The following is a 19,137-nucleotide window of genomic DNA, read 5'->3' as shown; positions in this document are numbered from 1 at the left end:
AACGTTTCTGTGAATGAGCGGCTAAAACCGCTCATTCAGCCATTTCTGCATATCCTGAACCTGCTCCATACACAGTGAATGTGGCATGGGGTAAGTCTGATACGTTACTGAAAAACCTTTTTCTTTTAATACCGCACAGGCTTTTTGACCCAGAACTTCCGGCACTACCGGATCCTGCGTACCGTGCTGAACCAAAATAGGAAGTTGCGCATTGGCTTCATTTACCTCAATGTCACCGGCGGTAGCAAAGTAAGTTGAATGTGCCATTAAACCGGCCAGTGGTTTAGGGTAGGTTAACGCCGCTTCATAGCCGACCGCGCCGCCCTGTGAAAATCCGGCAATAATAATGCGCTTGCTGTCTATGCCTTGAGCAACTTGTTCGTCGATCATGGCGTGCACTTTGGCTGCAGACTCACGCAGCTGCTGGCTGTCAATTTGGCGGTCAATGCTCATGTCGGTAATGTCGTACCAGGCTGGCATGACCATGCCCTGGTTTATGGTGACCGGCATTTGCGGGGCATGCGGAAATAAAAAGCGAACCTGAGCATTATTAATTTTTATGTGCTCTGTCATGGGTAAAAAGTCGTTACCCGACGCACCTAAACCGTGAAGCCAAATAATGACTGCATCGGCGTTACCTGCCGGCTCATGTTTAATAACTTCCAGAGACATTACTGATTCCCTATAGCTGCGGCCGGGTACGAACCCAGCCAGTGAATGTTGTTCATTTTAGCCAACTCCTGCAAAGCGGCTGCTACACCTGGCTCGCTGAGGTGCCCGTCAAAATCAATAAAGAAATGATAGTCACCAAACTGACTGCCCGCCGGTCTTGAAACAATGGAGGTTAAGTTAATTTGCTGTTTTGCAAAAACCTGTAAGCTGTCGACCAATAAGCCCGGGTGATCGTTGTCATCAATGAGCAGCAAACTGCTTTTCCAATGCGTATTTTTATTAAATTCCGGCGTTTCAGATGTTGCGGATAATACCACGAAGCGCGTTTCGTTACGTGGGTTGTCAGCAATGTTGCTGTTCAGAATCTGTAATGAAGCAGGGCAGTTTACGTGCTTGGGAACCACCGCCGCAGATGGCTTTTCAGTGGCGAGCAACGCATCGAGCGACAATGCATTACTCGCGGTATGGATAACCGGAAGCCCCAGTCCATTCAGGTATTGATTGCATTGACCGGCGGCGACGAACTGTGCCCATATTTGCTGCGGCTCAGCACTGTTGGCCAGGCACTGAAAACCAACCGGAATGCGAATTTCTGCCTGAATATGCAACGGACGCTGAACCAGGTAGTCCACCACCGGAGAGACAAAGCCCTCGGTTAAGTTTTCAATAGGCACAACCGCAGCGTCGCAGTCATTACCAATAGAGTCCAGACAACTTACCAGGCTGTCCAGTAACTGAATTTGGTGCTGTTTTTCGGGTTGGTAAAGCCCTGCCGCAACCTCTGAAAAGGTGCCGGCAGGGCCCAGTGTCGCTATTCTCATTTTTTATACTGCTCAAACCACGCCAGCGCGTGTTCAATTTTGGCTATCATATTAGAAGGGCGAGCCGTAACACCGTGAAAAGCACCCGGAACACGTACCATAGCGGTATCGACTTTTTGTAGCTTCAACGCCTGGTAGAACTGCTCGGTTTCAGATATCGGCGTACGACGATCCTTCTCTCCTGTGAACAGCAGTACCGGCGTTTCTACGTCACCCACCATAGACAGTGGCGAGCGTTGCCAGTAATGCTCCAGTTCTTCCCATGGCATACCCGGGAACTGGTTAGTAATTTGACCAATTGAGCTGTCAGCCGTCAGTACTTTACTCACCCAGTTAATCACGGGATTAGTGGCTGCTGCAGCATTAAAGCGGTTGGTTAGCCCTACCGCATAGGCTGTTGCAATGCCACCGGCTGAACCTCCAGCAATAAAGAGGTTGTTGGAGTCAGCAATACCCTTATCAATGAGCAAGTCGATGCCACTCATGTGGTCGGCAAAGTCATAAGGTGATGAGTAGTTACCGTCCAGTAGCATGGCAAAATCTTTACCGTAAGAGGTACTGCCGCGGTGGTTCACGTACAGAACCACATAGCCTTCGGCAGCGTAACGCTGGTGTTCTGCGGCAAAGTGCGGACCGTAAGACAGATGAGGGCCACCATGCACTTCTAATAGCAGAGGATACTCTTTGCTTTCATCGTAATTTGGCGGAGTAATATACCAGCCATGAATTTCCTGACCGTCGTAGCGTGATTCATAGCGAATTTCGTGAACTTTCCCCAGCTTACGGTGACCCAGCAGGTCTTCATTTAGCTGAGTAAACTGAACCGCCTCACCCCCTTGCGGCTGATAACCGACATCCGCCGGACGGTATTCAGAGCCTTTGGTGTAGGCAATAGCGCCGGTTTGTGAGGCAGTGAATGAGCCCATGGTATAAGGGCGGCTGACGTAAACACCGGAAACATCATCCACCCGATTCGTCAGCTCATTGCTCAAGGTGACATCAGCAACTACGGTTTTCCCCTGATCGGCGTATGAAACCGCAAGCGACTCATCGCCTGTCCACTGTGGCGAGCTGAAAGAACGGTCGAAGTCCGCCTGAAGTTCGGTCTCTGAACGCTCACTCCAGTCCATGATCCACAATTGCGATTTATGGTAAGGCACCGGCTCGTTCGAGCTGTGCAAGTAAGCTAAATGTTCGCCGTCTGGTGAGAATTGTGGTGATGACTCGCGACCTGGTTTGTCGGTCACTTGGGTCACTTCTTTTGAATCTAAGCTAACGCTGTACAAGTCGCTTTCGTTGACCTGATAGGCCCAGTCTTCAGAGCGGTTGCCAGAAAAAATCAAATGCTTATCGTCGGCTGTCCAGGTAAGTGGACCGCCATGTCGGTAAGGACCGTCGGTTAGCTGGCGCGCTGTGCCGCCTTCTGCCGGTACGACAAAAACTTGGGTATGCGCGGGCTCTAGCACGCCACGACCATCACGCTGATAATAGGCTTCCTGAACAATAATGGGAGAGTCAGACCACTTAGCTCCTTCAGGTTTTGTTGGCTTTTTCACACTTTTAGCAAAAGGCGTAGCTTCGGCTTTAACCGACATAGTAAAAGCCAGTTGGGTGTCGTCGTTAGACCAACTAATGCTGCCCGGGCTTTCGCTTACGTGAGTGACTTTGGCGGTGCGTTGCTCTTTAATCCAGTGTACATGAATTTGGTTTTTTTCAGACCGGTTAGAGGCAAAGGCAAGGCGAGTACCGTCATTCGACCAGGCGAGGCTGCCGTAGTTAAACTGATCGTCAAAAAGCGGTAAATGTTGACCGGTTTCGGTATCAATTAGCCATAATGAGCGCCGGGTATTGTCTTTCATGTCATCAAAGCTGTTGCGGATGTACGCAATATACTTGCCGTCGGGTGAAATACTTACCTGATTAGCGTATTCAAGCTGGAAAATATCGTCCGCCTGAAATGTTTCTTGTGATAAGGCTGGAACGGAAGTAAAAAGTAGCGCTAAGCTACCGGCAATGACAGATTGCTTTAACCACATTGTTATTCTCCTTTTGGGTTATGGCTTTACGTTACTCAAGCTTGCGGAGCGATGCAAAGAGTTCCGTTCAAGTTGTTGGAAAATACGGTAAACTGAAGGCCTTTTCGAAAAGCCGGACGAAAATTAAAAAGGAAACCCCATGCACTACCGTCAAACTCGCGCTGAGATTTCTTCCGCCGCTATACAGCACAACGCTAAGTGGGTACGTCGTAAAATGGCGGGCGGTAAACTTTTGGGCGTGGTTAAAGCTGACGGTTATGGACACGGCGTAGCTCCCGCGGTTAAAGCCTTGTCTGAGCTGGTTGATGGCATGGCTGCGGGTTTTATGGAAGAAGCGTTGGCGGTCCGTGAAACCGGTTACAAAGGGCCCTTGGTAATATTGGAAGGGTGCTTCTCAGCGACTGAACTGAACCTGTGTTGTGAACATCAGTTGAGCCCGGTGGTGCATTGTGAACAACAACTTGAGTACATTGAGCAAGCACAGTTGACCAGCCCTTTGTGGGTCTGGTTAAAAGTGGATACCGGTATGCACCGGCTAGGCTGGTCTGAAGAGCAGGCACCGCAAGCATTAAAGCGCCTGCGTGCCAGCAAGAATGTCGCCGGTGTAACCTTAATGTCGCACTTAGCCAACGCCGATGCAGAGCATCGTTTAAACGCCCATCAAAAACAGCAATTCTGCCAGTTGTCGGAAACCCTTAACGATTATCAGGCACGGAGTTTCCATAACTCAGCCGGACTTTTAAACCCGGATACTCAGTGGTCACTTCAGGACAATGACTGGGCCAGAGCCGGTTTACTGCTTTATGGTGTGAATCCGTCTACGGTGACTGAAGTGCAAGCCGAACTGAAGCCGGCAATGCGTTTGGTCGCCCCGGTTATTGCACTGCACCAGTTGGAAAAAGGTGAGTCGGTAGGTTACGGCAGTGCCTGGAGTGCCGATAAACCCAGTGTTATAGCGACAGTCGCTATGGGCTACGCCGACGGTTATCCAAGGCAGGCGAAAAATGACACACCGGCAATGGTTCGTGGAAAACGTGTGGGTTTGGCCGGACGTGTGTCTATGGACATGCTGACGATTGATGTTACCGGTATTGAAAATCTGCAATTAGGTGATGATGTCGAGCTTTGGGGCCCTAATATTGACGTGCGAGAAGTCGCCGCCCGTGCTGATACTATTTCCTGGCACTTGCTGACCGGCGTTAGCGGCCGGGTTCCCAGAGTACTTGTATAGGGTTTTCGTTCATTAGCCATACAAAAAGTATGGCATTTATTAGTATTTATCCTACAAGTTTTACATCGGCACCCCTGATCTTTGTCAACAAAAGCGTATACTTGAGACAAACCTTAATCAAGGGTGCTTGCTATGTTCGAAAGTTTTGACGCACTGTTTTTAGCGCGCTTCCAGTTCGCGTTTACCATCGCGTTTCACATTATTTTTCCTGCCTTTACCATCGGGGTTGCCAGTTACCTGGCGGTTCTCGAAGGCCTGTACCTCAAAACCCGCAACCCGGTGTACCAGCAGCTGTTCCGTTACTGGGTGAAGATCTTCGCTGTGGCCTTTGGTATGGGCGTGGTCTCCGGTATTGTTATGAGTTACCAGTTCGGCACCAACTGGTCGGTATTTTCCGATAAAGCCGGTCCGGTTATCGGCCCGCTAATGGGTTACGAAGTACTCACGGCTTTCTTCCTTGAGGCCGGCTTCCTTGGCGTCATGCTGTTCGGCATGAATAAGGTAGGCGAGAAGTTGCACTTCTTCGCTACCCTGATGGTGGCGGTGGGCACCGCAATTTCTGCCTTCTGGATTTTATCGGTAAACAGCTGGATGCAGACGCCTGCCGGTTACGCCATGAATGACGTAGGGCAATTCGTGGTCACCGACTGGTTTGAGGTGGTGTTTAACCCGTCCTTCCCTTATCGGCTGGCGCACATGCTGCTGGCAGCCTACCTGACAGTAGCCTTTGTGGTCGGTGCGGTGGGTGCCTGGCATTTGCTGAAAGACAAAACCAACGCGGCAGCCCGTAAAATGTTCTCCATGGCCATGTGGATGGCGCTCATTGTGGCTCCGCTGCAGGTTCTTGTCGGAGACTTCCACGGACTGAATACGCAGGAGCATCAACCGGCGAAAGTGGCGGCGATGGAAGGGCACTTCCATACCGAAGCCCGGGCCCCGCTGTATTTATTCGGGATGCCGAATCAGGAAACCGCGGAAGTAGACTACGCCCTGAAAGTGCCCGGTCTTGCCAGTATTATTCTTAAGCACGACATAGATGCAGAAGTAACCGGTCTTGACCAGTTCCCGCGGGAAGACTGGCCGCCGGTGGCAACCGTATTCTGGGCTTTCCGGATAATGGTCGGCGTGGGCATGCTGATGGTACTTGCGGGACTCTGGTCGGGCTTCCAGCGCCTGCGCGGCAAGCTGTACGACAATAAACTTCTGCTGCGTTTCAGTTTATTGATGGGACCCATGGGCTTCGTGGCCGTTATTGCCGGCTGGATAGTCACCGAAGTTGGGCGTCAGCCCTGGGTGATCTATGGCCTGTTGCGCACCGCCGATGCGGCATCGCCGATTGATAAAGCTGGTGTGGCAGGCAGCCTGATAGCCTTTATTGTGGTGTATTTCCTCGTTTTTGGTGCGGGCACCTTCTACATTCTGCGCAAAATGGCGGGGAACCCGGAGCAGGTTACTATTCCCGACTACGCGAAGCATAAAGCCACCATGGCCGCTGAGCGCATCTACGATGAGGAGGTGTAAGCTATGGATTACGCACTGATTTGGGCAATATTAATTTCGGTCGCCGTATTTGCTTACGTCGCACTCGATGGCTTTGACTTGGGGATAGCTCTGCTGTTTCCCTGGTTCAAAAAAGAAGAAGACCGTGACGTGATGATGAACACCGTGGCGCCGGTCTGGGATGGCAACGAAACCTGGCTGGTGCTGGGCGGTGGTGGTCTGCTGGCGGTTTTCCCGCTGGCTTACTCGGTGCTGATGCCGGCACTTTATATGCCGGTTATTGCCATGTTGCTGGGGCTTATTTTCCGCGGCGTGGCTTTTGAGTATCGTTTTAAAACCAAACGCGCCAAAGGCATCTGGGACTTATCCTTTATTACCGGCTCGCTGATAGCGGCCATGAGTCAGGGCATTATGCTGGGTGCTATGCTGCAGGGCATTCAGGTAACCGGACGGGAATACTCCGGCGGCTGGTTCGACTGGCTGACACCATTTACTATTTTCTGCGGTGTGGCGGTGGTTATCGGCTACATGATGCTGGGTGCGACCTGGCTGGTGATGAAAACCAGCGGCGATCTGCAGCGTCAAAGCTACCGAGCCGGCTGGTACACCACGATATTGCTGGTGGCCTGCATTGCCTTTGTGAGCCTTTACTTACCTTATGTCGACCCATTTATTGCAGAGCGCTGGTTCACTTACCCGGCCTCCGTTGGCCTGTGGGCTTTGCCAATACTGCTGGCGGTGATGACCATTGGTTTACTGCGCTCGCTGCATAGAAAACAGGAAGGACGCCCCTACCTATGGGGGCTGGGTATGTTCCTGCTGGCTTACACCGGCTTCGCGGTCAGCATATTCCCGTACCTGGTACCCCGCAGTATTACCTTGTGGGAAGCCGCAGCGCCGGACAACAGCCTGAAGTTCTTACTTGTGGGTGCTGTGTTCCTGTTGCCGATGATCTTCGCTTACACCGGTTATACCTACTGGGTATTCCGCGGAAAGGTTGACCCTGACAGCGGATACCACGACTGATGAAGCCTGTATTTAAAAAGTGGCTGTGGTTTGTGGGGTTATGGTGCCTGGGTGTACTGGCGGTCACCTTAGTGGGTGGCCTTATCCGCTGGGCTTTACTCTAAGCTTGCGCTAGGCTAAAGGCAGACTTGACGCCGGAGGCAACCAAAATGAAATTGACTCACCTTCTGGCCGCATCCGTTGCGGCCTTATTTTTATCCGCTTGCAACAACGCAGAGCCCCAGAGTAATGGCACTCGCAGCGCAGATTACGTGATTAAAAACGTCACCCTTGTTGACTGGCTTAAGGGCGAGCCCAATGTCATTGACCAACAAACACTGGTGGTTAATGACGGATACATCAGCGGTGTGTTTTCGAACGCTGAAGCCCCGGCTTTTGACGACAACACGCAGGTCATTGATGCCGAAGGGCAATACGTTTTACCAGGCATGGCAGAAATGCACGGTCATGTGCCGCCGGCAACAGACTTTGGTGACTTCCCCAAACGCTACGCCGACGACATGTTGTTTTTGTACGTTGCCAATGGTGTAACAACGGTGCGTGGCATGCTGGGTTATCCGCACCAGTTGCAGCTTAAGTCCGATATTGAATCTGGTAAGCGACAGGGTCCAACGTTATATTTGGCCGGCCCCAGCTTCAGTGGCAATACCATAGAGTCGGTTGAACAGGTAACTGAGCGGGTTATATCACAACGCGATGAAGGGTGGGACTTACTGAAAGTGCACCCCGGGTTAACCCTTGAAGAGTATGAGGCCATGGCAAGTACGGCTCGGCAGGCGGGTATGGATTTTGCCGGGCATGTGCCGGCAGATGTCGGATTAAAACGCGCCATGGAAGCGGGGCAGAGAACCATTGACCACCTGGACGGTTATCTCGCTTACGCTAATGCTATGAACAGAGAAATAACGCAGGACGAGCTCGATTTGCTGGTTTCTATGACGCTGGAACACGACGTTGCGGTTGTGCCCACCCAGGCCTTATGGAAAACCCTGATAGGTGCGGCTGATCCCGACAAATTGAAAGAGTACCCGGAAATTCAGTTGGTACCCAAGGCCGTCCGGGAAGGCTGGCTAAACTATTACGATAACCCCAGCAGTTACTTTAATCAGGAACAGGCGCAAGTGCAGCAGGAAAATCGGCAAAAGCTATTGCATGCCCTGCACGAAGGCGGCGCGGAAATCATTTTTGGAACCGATGCGCCGCAGTTGTTTAGTGTTCCTGGTTACTCCATACACCACGAAATACGCCTGATGTCAGAAGCGGGTATACCTATGGTTGATATTTTGCGTTCGGCCACGGTAGCGGCCGGCGACTACTTTGCCGAACAGGATACCTTTGGACGCATTGCTGCCGGACACCGGGCTGACTTTATTTTGTTAAAGGATAACCCTCTGGAGAATCCAGATACCCTGCGCGAGAACCAAGGGGTTATGGTGCGCGGGAAGTGGCTGAGTCGAGAAGCTATTGATAAGAAGGTTGAGGAAATTCGTGCGACTTACGCTGATTAACGGCTACTGATAATAATAAGGAACCAATAAATGAAACCGTTATTTAAAGTATTAAGTTCAGTTTCGCTTGGCATTACTTTGCTGGCCAGTGCACCTGTTTGGGCACAAAGCGCAGACAGCATTCGCAATACCGCCGAGGAAACTCTGGAGGCGTTTAACATTCCGGGTCTGGCCGTTGTTGCGGTTAAAGACGGCGAAGTGATTTTAGCTGAAGGCTTTGGCGTGCGTGATATAGACAGCGGCGCGCTGGTGAACGCCAATACACTGTTTGGTATTGCCTCAAACACCAAAGCCTTTACCGCAGCCGCTATGGCAACGCTGGTAGAGCAGGGGAAACTAAACTGGGACGACAAAGTTATAGACTACATTCCTGAGTTTCGTCTGGCCGACCCCGCTATAACTCAATCTTTAACAATACGCGATATTTTGAGTCATCGTTCGGGTCTTGGTCTGGGTGCGGGTGACTTAATGATTTGGCCTAATACGGACAAGTCCACCAGCGACATTATTGCCGGGCTAGCGCATGTGCCCATTGAACATGGTTTGCGCGAAGGTTTTGCCTACAACAACCTAATGTTTTTGACCGCCGGCGAGGTTATTCACCGTGTTACTGGCATGCCGTACCGAGATTACATTGAGAAAACCTTTTTTGAACCGCTGAATATGAATGAAAGTGTGGTCGGGTTTTCGCATATACCAAAAAGCAATAACAACGTCGCGGTAGGTACCATTGAAATGAACGGCGAGCTGCATCGCTTTCCGCTCGACTTTCTTGAAGATTTTGGTGCAGCAGGCGCGACCGCAGCAAGTGTTGATGATTTGAGTAACTGGCTGATCACTCAGTTGCAGGGCGGCGTGAGTCCATCGGGTGAGCGCCTCTTTTCAGAAGCCTCGCAACAGGCTATGTGGCAGTTAACGACACCGTTGAGTACATCACCTGAAGCTGCTGAACAAGGCACGTATTTTGGTGGCTACGGCATGGGCTGGTTCGTAAAGGACTACCAGGGCGTAAAGCGGGTGTATCACAGCGGCGGTATTCTGGGCATGTTGTCGCTGACCACTCTCATACCTGAAAAGAACTTTGGCATGGTGGTGCTGAGTAACCAGCAGGCCTTTGGTGGTTTAAGCGCAATTACCGAAGAAGCTTTAGAAGACTTGCTGAATTTACCCGACCGCGACTGGGTGGAGGAAGAGCAGCAAAAATATCAGGCCTTTATGAAAAGAAAAGCCGAGTTTGTTGTAGAGGAGCCCGAAGAAATAAGAGCCGCGCTGCCGCTACAAAGCTACGCCGGTACTTACAATGACGCCTGGTATGGCGAGGTAGAAATTAGCTACGAGCAGGACAAACTGCGCATTAACTTTATTCACACCCCGATGCTGCAGGGCACCCTAGAGCATTATAATGATGACACTTTTATCGTGCGCTGGAACGAGCCGTTACTGGAGGCTGATGCGTTTATCGACTTTAGCGTGAACCGCAATAATGAAGTGCACAGTGCAACGCTGGAGGCCGTAGCGGCTTATACTGATTTCAGTTTTGATTTTCATAACCTGAATTTGAAAAAACAGAAGCCGGAAACCGCCGATTAAAATAATAGGCAGCCAGAAAGCCCTGGCTGCCTATTTTCAGAATCTTCAGCCTTTTCTTAACTCGTCATAGAGTTTAGTTGTCGGTTGTAGAGTCAGACGACTTGCGCTGGAGATGTTCTGTCACTGCATTAAACTGCATCTTAATATCATGGATAAAACTTTGTGGTTGTTGTTTCAGGGTCTTCATTGCGAGATCGCTCCACTTATGGCCTTGTTTCTCATCAGCACTTTGCCAAAAAGCTGATGCCAACCACATTTCCATGTAGGCACGCTCTACTGTTGATAGCGTTTTTTCAGCGCTCAATGCTTTTGCCAGTGCCGACCAATGCGATTTTTCAGGGGCGTAGGGAGTGGTTAGGAATAACTGCGCAAAGGTACCATTTAATACGCTAAAAGGATCGCCGAAACTCAGTCGTTGGATGCTACCAAATAATAATTCTTGTAACCGCAATGCGTCGCCATTTATCGGATGGAAATCCCGGTTTGATAACTTAACGGCTTGTACTGTAGCTTCGTTAATCGCAATCTGCCACGCTTTCAATACTTGCCTCGTCTGTTGCTCGGGCAAGGCTTGTCGCGCTTTCACTAAGGCCGCCACGATACGCGCTTCGCCCTGACCAGGTAGATCGCCGGCATCGGACGTTGGTAACCATTCAACGTCGGCATTGTTAGCCCCCTGTTGTAGTGCCACTTGTAACCGGAATTGTGCGAGTAAAGCCCGCGCCAAATCGTCACGTTGCTGTTGCGCTATTATTTCATACAGTCGTTTCAATGTCGTTGCCGCGGCCTCTCGATCCTCCCACTGAGCTAACGCTGCGGCGATAGTGATAGCACTAGCTTGTCCGTATTTAGGCTGACGGTAGCGCTGTTGAGTTGTATCGGGATAAATTAACTGCAGTAAAGCTGCCTCCAAAAAAGCCGATGAGTCGTCATAAGCTCCCCCCAGAGCTAATACCTGCGCATAAAGTATACGTTGTTCAGCACCTTGATAAGGGAAACGCTTAAGCGCACGGTACCAGTGGTTTAACGTCTGCGTATCAAGCGCTAGTTGTTGTCTGACTACTAAGGTACCCAATAACTGTAATTGATGGGCGCTAATATCATCCGTTTGCAGTTGCTGCTGTAAATGTTCTTGTGTCGCTTCGGCTCGCTGCTGTTGTTGCAAGCCAATTACTATCCGTTCATAAAGGCTTTGCGCGGTCGAACGGAATATCACATCGGTGAGTTTCAAATTGTTTAGTAACTCTTCGCTACCCGACTGCGTAGAGGCCATCATGGTCATCAAATCATCCTGCGGGAATTGGTCAACCGGTGTAAATAAATCGACGAGCTGACTAGCCTCTGCGAGCGGATAGAGTTGTTGTGCCGAGCCTGACACGTTGTAATAACTATTGAGTAAAATTTGTCGTGCTAGCGGCATGCTGTCACTTTCCCGCCAGATTTGTCGCCATAGGCCCAAACCCAGCTGCTCATTTTGTTTTAGCCGCTTAGCTAATTTTTGCATTTTTACATTTTCTGCATAAGGTGCTGTGCTCGGTTGAGAATTAGTCAAGCTTTGCACATAAGCTACAGCAGCATGCTGGGGGTTCTCGAGAGAAAATCGAGAAAATACTTTAACGAACAAAGAGATAAAACCACTCTGCTGACTATTTGATGCAGACACTTTATTGAACTGCTGTTTTAGCCAGCTATTATCGACAAAATCTATACTACTGCGCTCTGCTAGCTCTAGCGATTCTGGTTCCTGCTGCGCGACCTGGTAGGCATAAAATAACACCGCTTTGGCATCGCTATCTTCACCGTGCTGATCAACATAGTCCTCCATTAAAGCGATAAAAGGAGCATAAGTTTGCTGTTGCCAATAAAGATCCAGCAGCTTTATTAAATAGTGTGTCTGTTCGGGCTGTAGTCTATACAAGTGCTGATAGTAGTTTAGTCTTTCTCCCGGCGCTTTCGTTTCAGTTAAAATCAGCTGTTCAAACAGCTGTAACTGTTCCTCATTAACTGAGCTCTGCGCAAGAAACTGCTCGATATATTGCTCGCGTTGGGCAGCTAAATGCTGTTGCGCAATTTGTCTCCACAGGTTGTTGGTACTGTTTTGTCCTTGTAGCACCAACAATTGCTGAAAGGCTTCCGAATATCGCTGTTGATAGAACGCCTGAATAAAATCAGGCAACGCCCGCAGCGCTGGCTGTTGAGCAGCCAATAAATTGGTTAAATCGCTTATTAATGGTTGGTTTTGAGATGGTATCTGTGGCTGTACCATTACATTGATCAAGTGATAAAGTTGATTACTATTCATTGCCGGGGTTGCTAGTCTGTTACTGAGTGCTGCCAACAACTGCTGCTGTGAAGGTTCAGTCAAAGGGATTGTTAATAAGCGCGGCAACAAGCTATCGGATAAGTAGGCCTGCAAGGTTCTGTCTTGTGGCAACGTCGATAACGTCACATAAAACGTCACCAGCTGTGCCGCATCAATATGCTCGAGCAGATAATCGGCAATATCATCAGTATTTGCGTCAGAGGTAACAAGTGCCTGGTCAACGTCATGTTGAGCTAACTGTGCCAGTAAATTTTGCTGGTTTAGCAGCTCCAGAGACAAGAAGTTTTCAACGTCGCTGTAGATTTGTGGATGCTGTAATAACAATGCGAACCACAACTTTTCTGCTTCCGGTAACGCTTGTAGGGGTTGATAAACCCATGTTTTAAAACGTTGCTGCGGCAATTGTTGCACGCAATTAGCAATGACATCTAACAGTTTTGTTACGGCTTTTCGAGAATTACCGGAGCGCTGCTGAAATTGGACAATAACGTCGTCCAACAGCGCTTGTAATTGATTATCGTCGTCCAGCAGCATTGCCAACGCAAAACGCAAATCCAGCTGTTGTTGGTCTTCTGCTTGTTGCAACAACTGTTTTAATGGCCAACGTTTGTTATCAGAGACACTCGCTAATCCGTATCGACGACGATACTCTTGCCATGATTTAGCGAGTAGCTGACTCGACGGGAAGGCGTCTTGTAGTTCTGTCATAAGCGGCTCGATATGCCCTGCATCTGCAGCTTGCGGCACTATCTGCTGATAGATATGTAGCGCCTGTGGTAATCGTGACAGTGATGCATAGTCACTATCAGGAGCTGTCGCCAGGCTGTCATCAACGGCATGTAAAACGAGATCCCGCCAGCGCTGTAATAAAGCTTGTGCCTGCTGGTTGTCGGTTGGCCAATTAAGTAATAACCCTTCGAGTAACGTATCTTTATAATGGAACATGCTCAGGGTTTGCCCTCCGGCCAAAGTCGACGCTTTTATCGGTTGTTGTTGCACCAACAGCTCCAATCCTTGTTGATACCAATGGCGGGCTAGCTCACGATGACCTAGGCGTTCATGCAAAATGGCAGTTTGCGAGAGTAACTTTAAATCATCTTTCTGGCGCAATAGAGAGCGACTATAGCTGGCTAGAGCTTTATTCACGTAATCGCCTTTGGCGTACGCGTCACCTTTAATGCGATCGACATCAACCAAGCCTTGAATGCTATTCATTAACGCAAAGGCGCGTTCGGCTCCCGGGGCATCCCCCACAGCTAGTAATGCGCGTCCAATATCAGCATAGACTTCGGCGGGAAAGGCTTGTTTTAAGGCTATTAAACGGCGTCCGTAACGAACTTTTTCTCCTAAATCCCCAAGACGAGCTGTTTGTGATCCATCATTCTGTTTCTGCTCAGATGCCAGCTTAATCAACTGTCTTAGTTGCATGCCTCGCTGCTCACCCGCATCAACAACCAGTGTCCTCTGGACTCGGAAAACCAAATCGTAGTCGCCTAATTGCTGGGCAATATCACTCAATAGTGACAAGCCATAAGCATCATTATCTTGCTGAAGCATGTGCACAAGTAACTGTCGCTTACTCCAACGTAACAGTTGTGTGCGACGCAGTTGGTATTGGTCAGAAGCGGTTGCCGATGAACTGGAGGTGAGGCTCAATATGCCATCCATTGCAGCATAAAAATTCTGCCGACGGTTACTATTGACGCCGATGTACTGCAGTATAGCCGCCGCGCGCTCAAATTCTCCGCGTTGCTTCAAAAGCTCTAGCCATTGCTGTAATTGTTCCAGGTTATCAGCAGAGCTAGCGGTCATTTTTTCATAATAATGCTCGGCCTTTTCGTTCAAACCTGCCATTAAATATAAGTTAGCAATGAATTCCTCATCAATGCTCCTTTCATCCGGTTCTGGATACTTGTCTATCAGTTCTGCCAACCCTTTGGCCTGCTCAGTACTGTTTTCTGACGACGAATGATGGATACGACTTAGTGCTAGTTGTCGCCAGTAATCAGTGGCAGTTTCCGGTTCGAGCTCCATCAGACGCTGCAATGTTTGTTCATAGCGCGGGTATGCCTGCATCCGTAAATAGAGCTTGGCCAGGCGTGCTAATCGTTGTGTCTCGGAATCCTTCTGTAATCGACTAAAATCGCGTAACTTTCGTTCTGCAGCAGCCTTGTTTCCTGCCGCTAAGTACATTTCAACGAGTAAGTCGATCTGTTGTTCGTTATTCGGTTTTTGCGCAACACGGTGTTGCTGCTGTTGGATTAGTTGGTCAAGCTGTTGTCGTTGCTTGGCCTGCTGAATCATCTGTTGGGTTAAATAGTTTTTCCGCGCTGGTAAACTCTCCTTGGCCCACAGCTCGCGCCAGTTATCCATTGCTAACTGATAGTGCCCAGCTTGCGCGGCAATATTGGCAAGGTACAGCTGTTGGTCATAACTAAAACGGCGTTGAGTTTTCAAGTTCTGCAGAATGGTTAAAGCGAGATCTAACTCATTTAAGCGTTGATAACCATCAGCTATATCAAAACGTCTGTCATTGTCGACCGCCAAGAGTTTATCCAGCAGCCTCAACTGTGACAGCGCTTGTTGTCGCTGTTCCGATCTTAAAAAGCGCTCTAACAGAGCAAAATGAACATCAATGATAGCCTGTTGATTCTTAGTTTTTTCAACCAACGTTAACGCCTCATTATCTAAAGATACGGCTACTAGTTGGCGTGCTGCAGCCGTGATTATATCACTGTTTTCCGGATTGCCCTCAATAAGTCGTTGATAAACCGCCAAAGCGGCTTCCTGTTGACCGCGATTCAGGTAGAGATCAGCCACACCAATCGACCATTGAGGCTGTTCAGGATAAGCTTTAATCAAGCGCTGATATTCGGCTATCATTGCTTCTTTATCGCCGGCTATTTCAAGAATACCCAACAGTTGCTGACGTAACTTAGGGTCACCGGACTGTTGTACCAATTGGGTTGCTTCCGGGTAGCGCTGTAATTCAAGTAAGATATCGATTTTTAACTGCTCAATGTCAACCTGTGTTGATTGTCTATGCAGAAACTCGTATGCCGCAGCCAACTCGTCCTGTATGCGATAAGCTTCGCTAAAAAGTGCTAATGCGTAGCGCTTGTCGTCGCTACTGCTGGCCTGCTGGTATGCGCGCCAGGCATACTCTTTAGCCTGCTCACTGGCATCAGCAGCTAATGCCCAATCGGCTCGTTGCATCAGATCGTTTACGCCTAATTGTTGTTCGATCCCGCTTAAGTTTAACGCTCGCTCTGTCTCTCCTTGTAGAGCCAATACCTCGGCAATGCGCTGTCGTTGCGATTGGGAAGATACTCCTGTAGCTGTAGTTCGCTTAGCCAAGTCCAGCAATGTCTGATCACCGCCCTCAAGTAAAGCTAAACGTTGTTGAATCTGTTGCTGCTGAGTGTCTTCAGTACCTAGTTTTAACGCCTGTCGATAAGCTGTTATCGCTTGTTTACTTAAGCCTTTGGCCTCGGCTAACTGCGCTGATAAATGGTAACCTACAGCGCTGGAGTGTTGCTCAAGAGCTTTCGCCACGCTTTGTTGTGCTGCTGTTAGCTCACCCTGCTGCCAGTGAATGACTGCGCTTGCTAACCAAATTATCGCTTGTTCAGGTTTATTTTTTGCATGCTGCCGATGATCTTGTAAGCGCTGTTGTATCCTCTTTGCTGATGTCCCCTGACTGACTTGTTGTCGATACCAGTTATCAAGTGTCGCTAATGTTAATGACGTTTGCTGAGCTTGTTGTAATAGCTCTTCAACAGCTACTTCGCCAGCCGTCGATGTAGCTGCGTTCAACGAGCTGCTCCATAAAAAGAGAGTGGTTAAGGTGATTAGTAACTTGCTCTGATTCAGTCTCATTTTCTAACTCTCCAACGCCCATTACGCGTCCAGGATGCTGGCCAGCGACGGTATAAAATATCTAGCAAATACAAGATCAGAGCTAACGACGCTAACCAAGGCCAAAGGACTACCGCGCGTTGTCCCTGCTGACGTTGTAAGGATTGCCCTAATAACGTGTCACTTACTGTCGACCAATATTGCCCCTGGCCCGCCTCGGCTAAGGCTGGCAAGGACAGTTTTTGCCAATTGGCGACCTGTAATTCAGCGTGTAAGTCAGCATCGGCTCGCTGTGCTGCGAACTGCTGCCAGCCACCTTGCTGCAGAATTAAGCGCGCGGCCTCACTGCTTGGTTGTTCAAGTATTGCCACCCAATGATGTGGGGCTCGTCGCGTTAGAGGCTCGGTAATCAGGCTGCCATCAGCGCTAACGCGGCTGAGCTGTGGTGGCAAAGCATTCGCTTGGTTAGCTGTAATATCAACTCGTAACTGAGAAAATTGTCGTTGCAGCGTCATTTGATAAGGCTGTTGTTGTTGCGCCGTATGTTGTAACGCTCGTGCCAACCAATTGCCATAGTCCGGCCAGTCCGACCAAGTCTCGCTGCCAGTCCCCAGTATTTCCGTTAATAGAGTAGTGACCCGGCCCGAACCGTACTGCCAGCTACTTAATAACGGTTGTTGAGCAACACTGGCCAGGGTAGTCGCTGCAAGACGCTTGTCGGCTTTTATAAAGCCCCGCAACGGCGGCGGTGTTAGCGCTTTCGGCCACCAGTCGTTCCTATGTAAAGAGACATTGAATTGATCTTGTTGATAGATCTCATCGGGTGTTAACTGCGGCGCATTAAAGTCTAGCTGCACCATGTCAAAGTCATTGTTTATGCTGTAATAACGACCATGTCCCCAGCGTGCTAAATCGACCATACGCTGCTCGCCTTCCTGATTGGAGCCCACTAATGCAGTGGACACCGTAATGTTTTCACTAACGATGTGCTTAAGTAATTGACGATAATTATTTTCTTCAACGCCTGCATCGCTGATCACTAATAAGTGCTTATATCTGGCGGTAACATTCTTCAGTCCAAAGTAGGCTTCTTCAATTGCCGGAAATAAGGTACTACCGCCTTGTGCTTGCATTTTGCCGATACTGCGTTCGATAAGTTCTGCATGCTCAGCTAACTGCATGGGTACTGCCCACTGCCGGGCACCGTAAAACTCTACTACCCCAACCTGATCGGATGGTTTTAACTTCTGTACTGCCAAACGCGCCATTTGTTTCGCCAGACGTAGAGGGTCTCCCATCATTGAACCAGAGCTGTCGATGACGATGGCTAGCGCAATGCTGTCCTGATTCAGTGTTTGCTGGGGTGGAACGCGAACTGGTAGTGCGGGCGCTAACGTACTGCTGGCAAAGTTGTCGTCGACAAAAGCACGCTGACCGCCACTAACAAATAATCCAGTACCTTGCTCTATCGACTGTAACAGCCGTTGTTGCGAGTTCTTGCTAAAACGTGATGCGGTAACATTATTCAACAGTACCAGAGCATTATCGGCGACCCCCTGGAATTGCTCTGGCTGTTGAGTTGTCACCTGAAACCCGGGGCCAAGTAGCCGTTCTAGTGACTCATGCGCTGAACTATCGCCGATATGTAGTAGAGGTAAGGGCGGTTGAATAGCAATTACATCGTGCCATTGTTGCTGTGGGTCAGACGTCAGTGGTGAGCCGTCCTGTGCATTTTCGAGCCGCGCCAATACCGGTATAAAATCGGCTTGTGGCGCCACGAATGACAGTGTCAAGGATGCCGGTAAAGAATCGCTATCATTGATGTCATAGGCTGGACTGCGTGCCAGCAGCTTTAATGGATGGCGCGTTGTAGCCTTGCTTTCAGCAAGCTGATATAACGACAGTTGTACTGTATCCACATTTAATAAGCTGACATCACCTGCAAGGTTCGCCGCAACCTTTACGCGTTGAGTGACTCGAGCGTCACTAACCTTTAAGGCGGCGATGAAAGGTGTTTGAGAACGACTTTGCAAAGCCACTGTGTGCAAACGGATATTGCGCTCCTGAAGTTGTGTGATCGCTGATTGCCAGTGACTATCGGTAGCATGTCCATCGCTGTACAGGGTGATTGCCCCCATCTCACCCACAGGTATTTGTTGTAATGCCAGTTCGAGAGCCATAGATAAGGATGACGAAGAGTCTGTGATTGAGGATTGGCTGGCTATTGTCAGGGTGCTGACTGGGAAATCCTGCTGCGACGGATGCAATTGAATCACTACAGCGTTATCGCTATCTGTCAACTGTGCTAATTTCTGCTCGATCGACGCTCGCGCTTCCTGTTGTTGTGCTGTTGTTACGCTGGGACTGTTATCCCAAATAAAGACTTGTGTTGATCGGAGTTGCGCAAATAATCCAACCGGCTCCATTAAGGCTACGATGATGCAGCTTAGCAAAACGCTACGTAATAGCTTTTTCCGCCAGTCGGTGGTAGCCGCGGCGAACCACCACAGCAGAGGTATTAATAGCAATAATAAGCCATACAATGGATGCGAAAAAGTGATATTCACAACGG

10 protein-coding genes are annotated in these 19,137 nt (G+C 49.5%); 5 read left to right on the top strand and 5 right to left on the bottom strand.

Annotated elements, in window-relative coordinates:
• Positions 1-21 precede the first annotated feature (21 nt).
• The 3 genes from NJR55_RS01905 to NJR55_RS01895 are packed head-to-tail and all read right to left on the bottom strand — an operon-like array spanning position 22 to position 3,529.
• Complete coding sequence (locus NJR55_RS01905) at positions 22-672, bottom strand: alpha/beta hydrolase (protein ID WP_253617362.1); 651 nt, start codon at positions 670-672, stop codon at positions 22-24.
• The gene (locus NJR55_RS01900) at positions 672-1,493 is read right to left on the bottom strand and encodes a prephenate dehydratase (RefSeq protein WP_253617360.1); all 822 of its coding nucleotides are present in this window, start codon (positions 1,491-1,493) and stop codon (positions 672-674) included. Before NJR55_RS01900 ends, NJR55_RS01905 begins: the two co-directional genes overlap by 1 nt.
• Positions 1,490-3,529: a S9 family peptidase gene (locus tag NJR55_RS01895; RefSeq protein ID WP_253617358.1), complete on the bottom strand. Its 2,040-nt coding sequence runs from the start codon at positions 3,527-3,529 to the stop codon at positions 1,490-1,492. The genes NJR55_RS01900 and NJR55_RS01895 overlap by 4 nt, the downstream gene beginning before the upstream one ends.
• A 139-nt stretch (positions 3,530-3,668) precedes the next feature.
• Between NJR55_RS01895 and alr the strand changes: the two genes are divergently transcribed.
• From alr to NJR55_RS01870, 5 genes are all read left to right on the top strand, one after another.
• Positions 3,669-4,760 (top strand): alanine racemase, encoded by a 1,092-nt coding sequence (gene alr, locus NJR55_RS01890; protein ID WP_253617356.1) that lies wholly within the window; start codon positions 3,669-3,671, stop codon positions 4,758-4,760.
• A gap of 132 nt (positions 4,761-4,892) precedes the next feature.
• Positions 4,893-6,281: a cytochrome ubiquinol oxidase subunit I gene (locus tag NJR55_RS01885; protein ID WP_253617353.1), complete on the top strand. Its 1,389-nt coding sequence runs from the start codon at positions 4,893-4,895 to the stop codon at positions 6,279-6,281.
• A 3-nt stretch (positions 6,282-6,284) separates the two neighbouring features.
• The gene (gene cydB / locus NJR55_RS01880) at positions 6,285-7,286 is read left to right on the top strand and encodes a cytochrome d ubiquinol oxidase subunit II (RefSeq protein WP_253617351.1); all 1,002 of its coding nucleotides are present in this window, start codon (positions 6,285-6,287) and stop codon (positions 7,284-7,286) included.
• 149 nt (positions 7,287-7,435) lie between these two features.
• Entirely contained in the window at positions 7,436-8,794 is a 1,359-nt protein-coding gene (locus tag NJR55_RS01875) for an amidohydrolase family protein (RefSeq protein WP_253617348.1), read from the top strand.
• A 30-nt stretch (positions 8,795-8,824) separates the two neighbouring features.
• Positions 8,825-10,384, top strand: coding sequence for a serine hydrolase (locus NJR55_RS01870; RefSeq protein WP_253617346.1), 1,560 nt, complete (start codon positions 8,825-8,827; stop codon positions 10,382-10,384).
• A gap of 73 nt (positions 10,385-10,457) precedes the next feature.
• Here the strand turns inward: NJR55_RS01870 and NJR55_RS01865 are convergent, their stop codons facing one another.
• Together NJR55_RS01865 and NJR55_RS01860 are read right to left on the bottom strand one after the other, a co-directional pair.
• Entirely contained in the window at positions 10,458-16,586 is a 6,129-nt protein-coding gene (locus tag NJR55_RS01865) for a tetratricopeptide repeat protein (RefSeq protein ID WP_253617344.1), read from the bottom strand.
• On the bottom strand, positions 16,583-19,132 hold the full coding sequence (locus NJR55_RS01860) for a VWA domain-containing protein (protein ID WP_253617342.1): 2,550 nt from the start codon (positions 19,130-19,132) through the stop codon (positions 16,583-16,585). Before NJR55_RS01860 ends, NJR55_RS01865 begins: the two co-directional genes overlap by 4 nt.
• Between the last annotated feature and the right edge of the window lie 5 nt (positions 19,133-19,137).

The sequence above is a fragment of the Idiomarina rhizosphaerae genome, from assembly GCF_024159085.1.
Lineage (GTDB): Bacteria > Pseudomonadota > Gammaproteobacteria > Enterobacterales > Alteromonadaceae > Idiomarina > Idiomarina rhizosphaerae.
The sequence above is the reverse complement of the archived record's forward strand: the minus strand, read 5'-3'. Positions and strand labels throughout refer to the sequence as shown.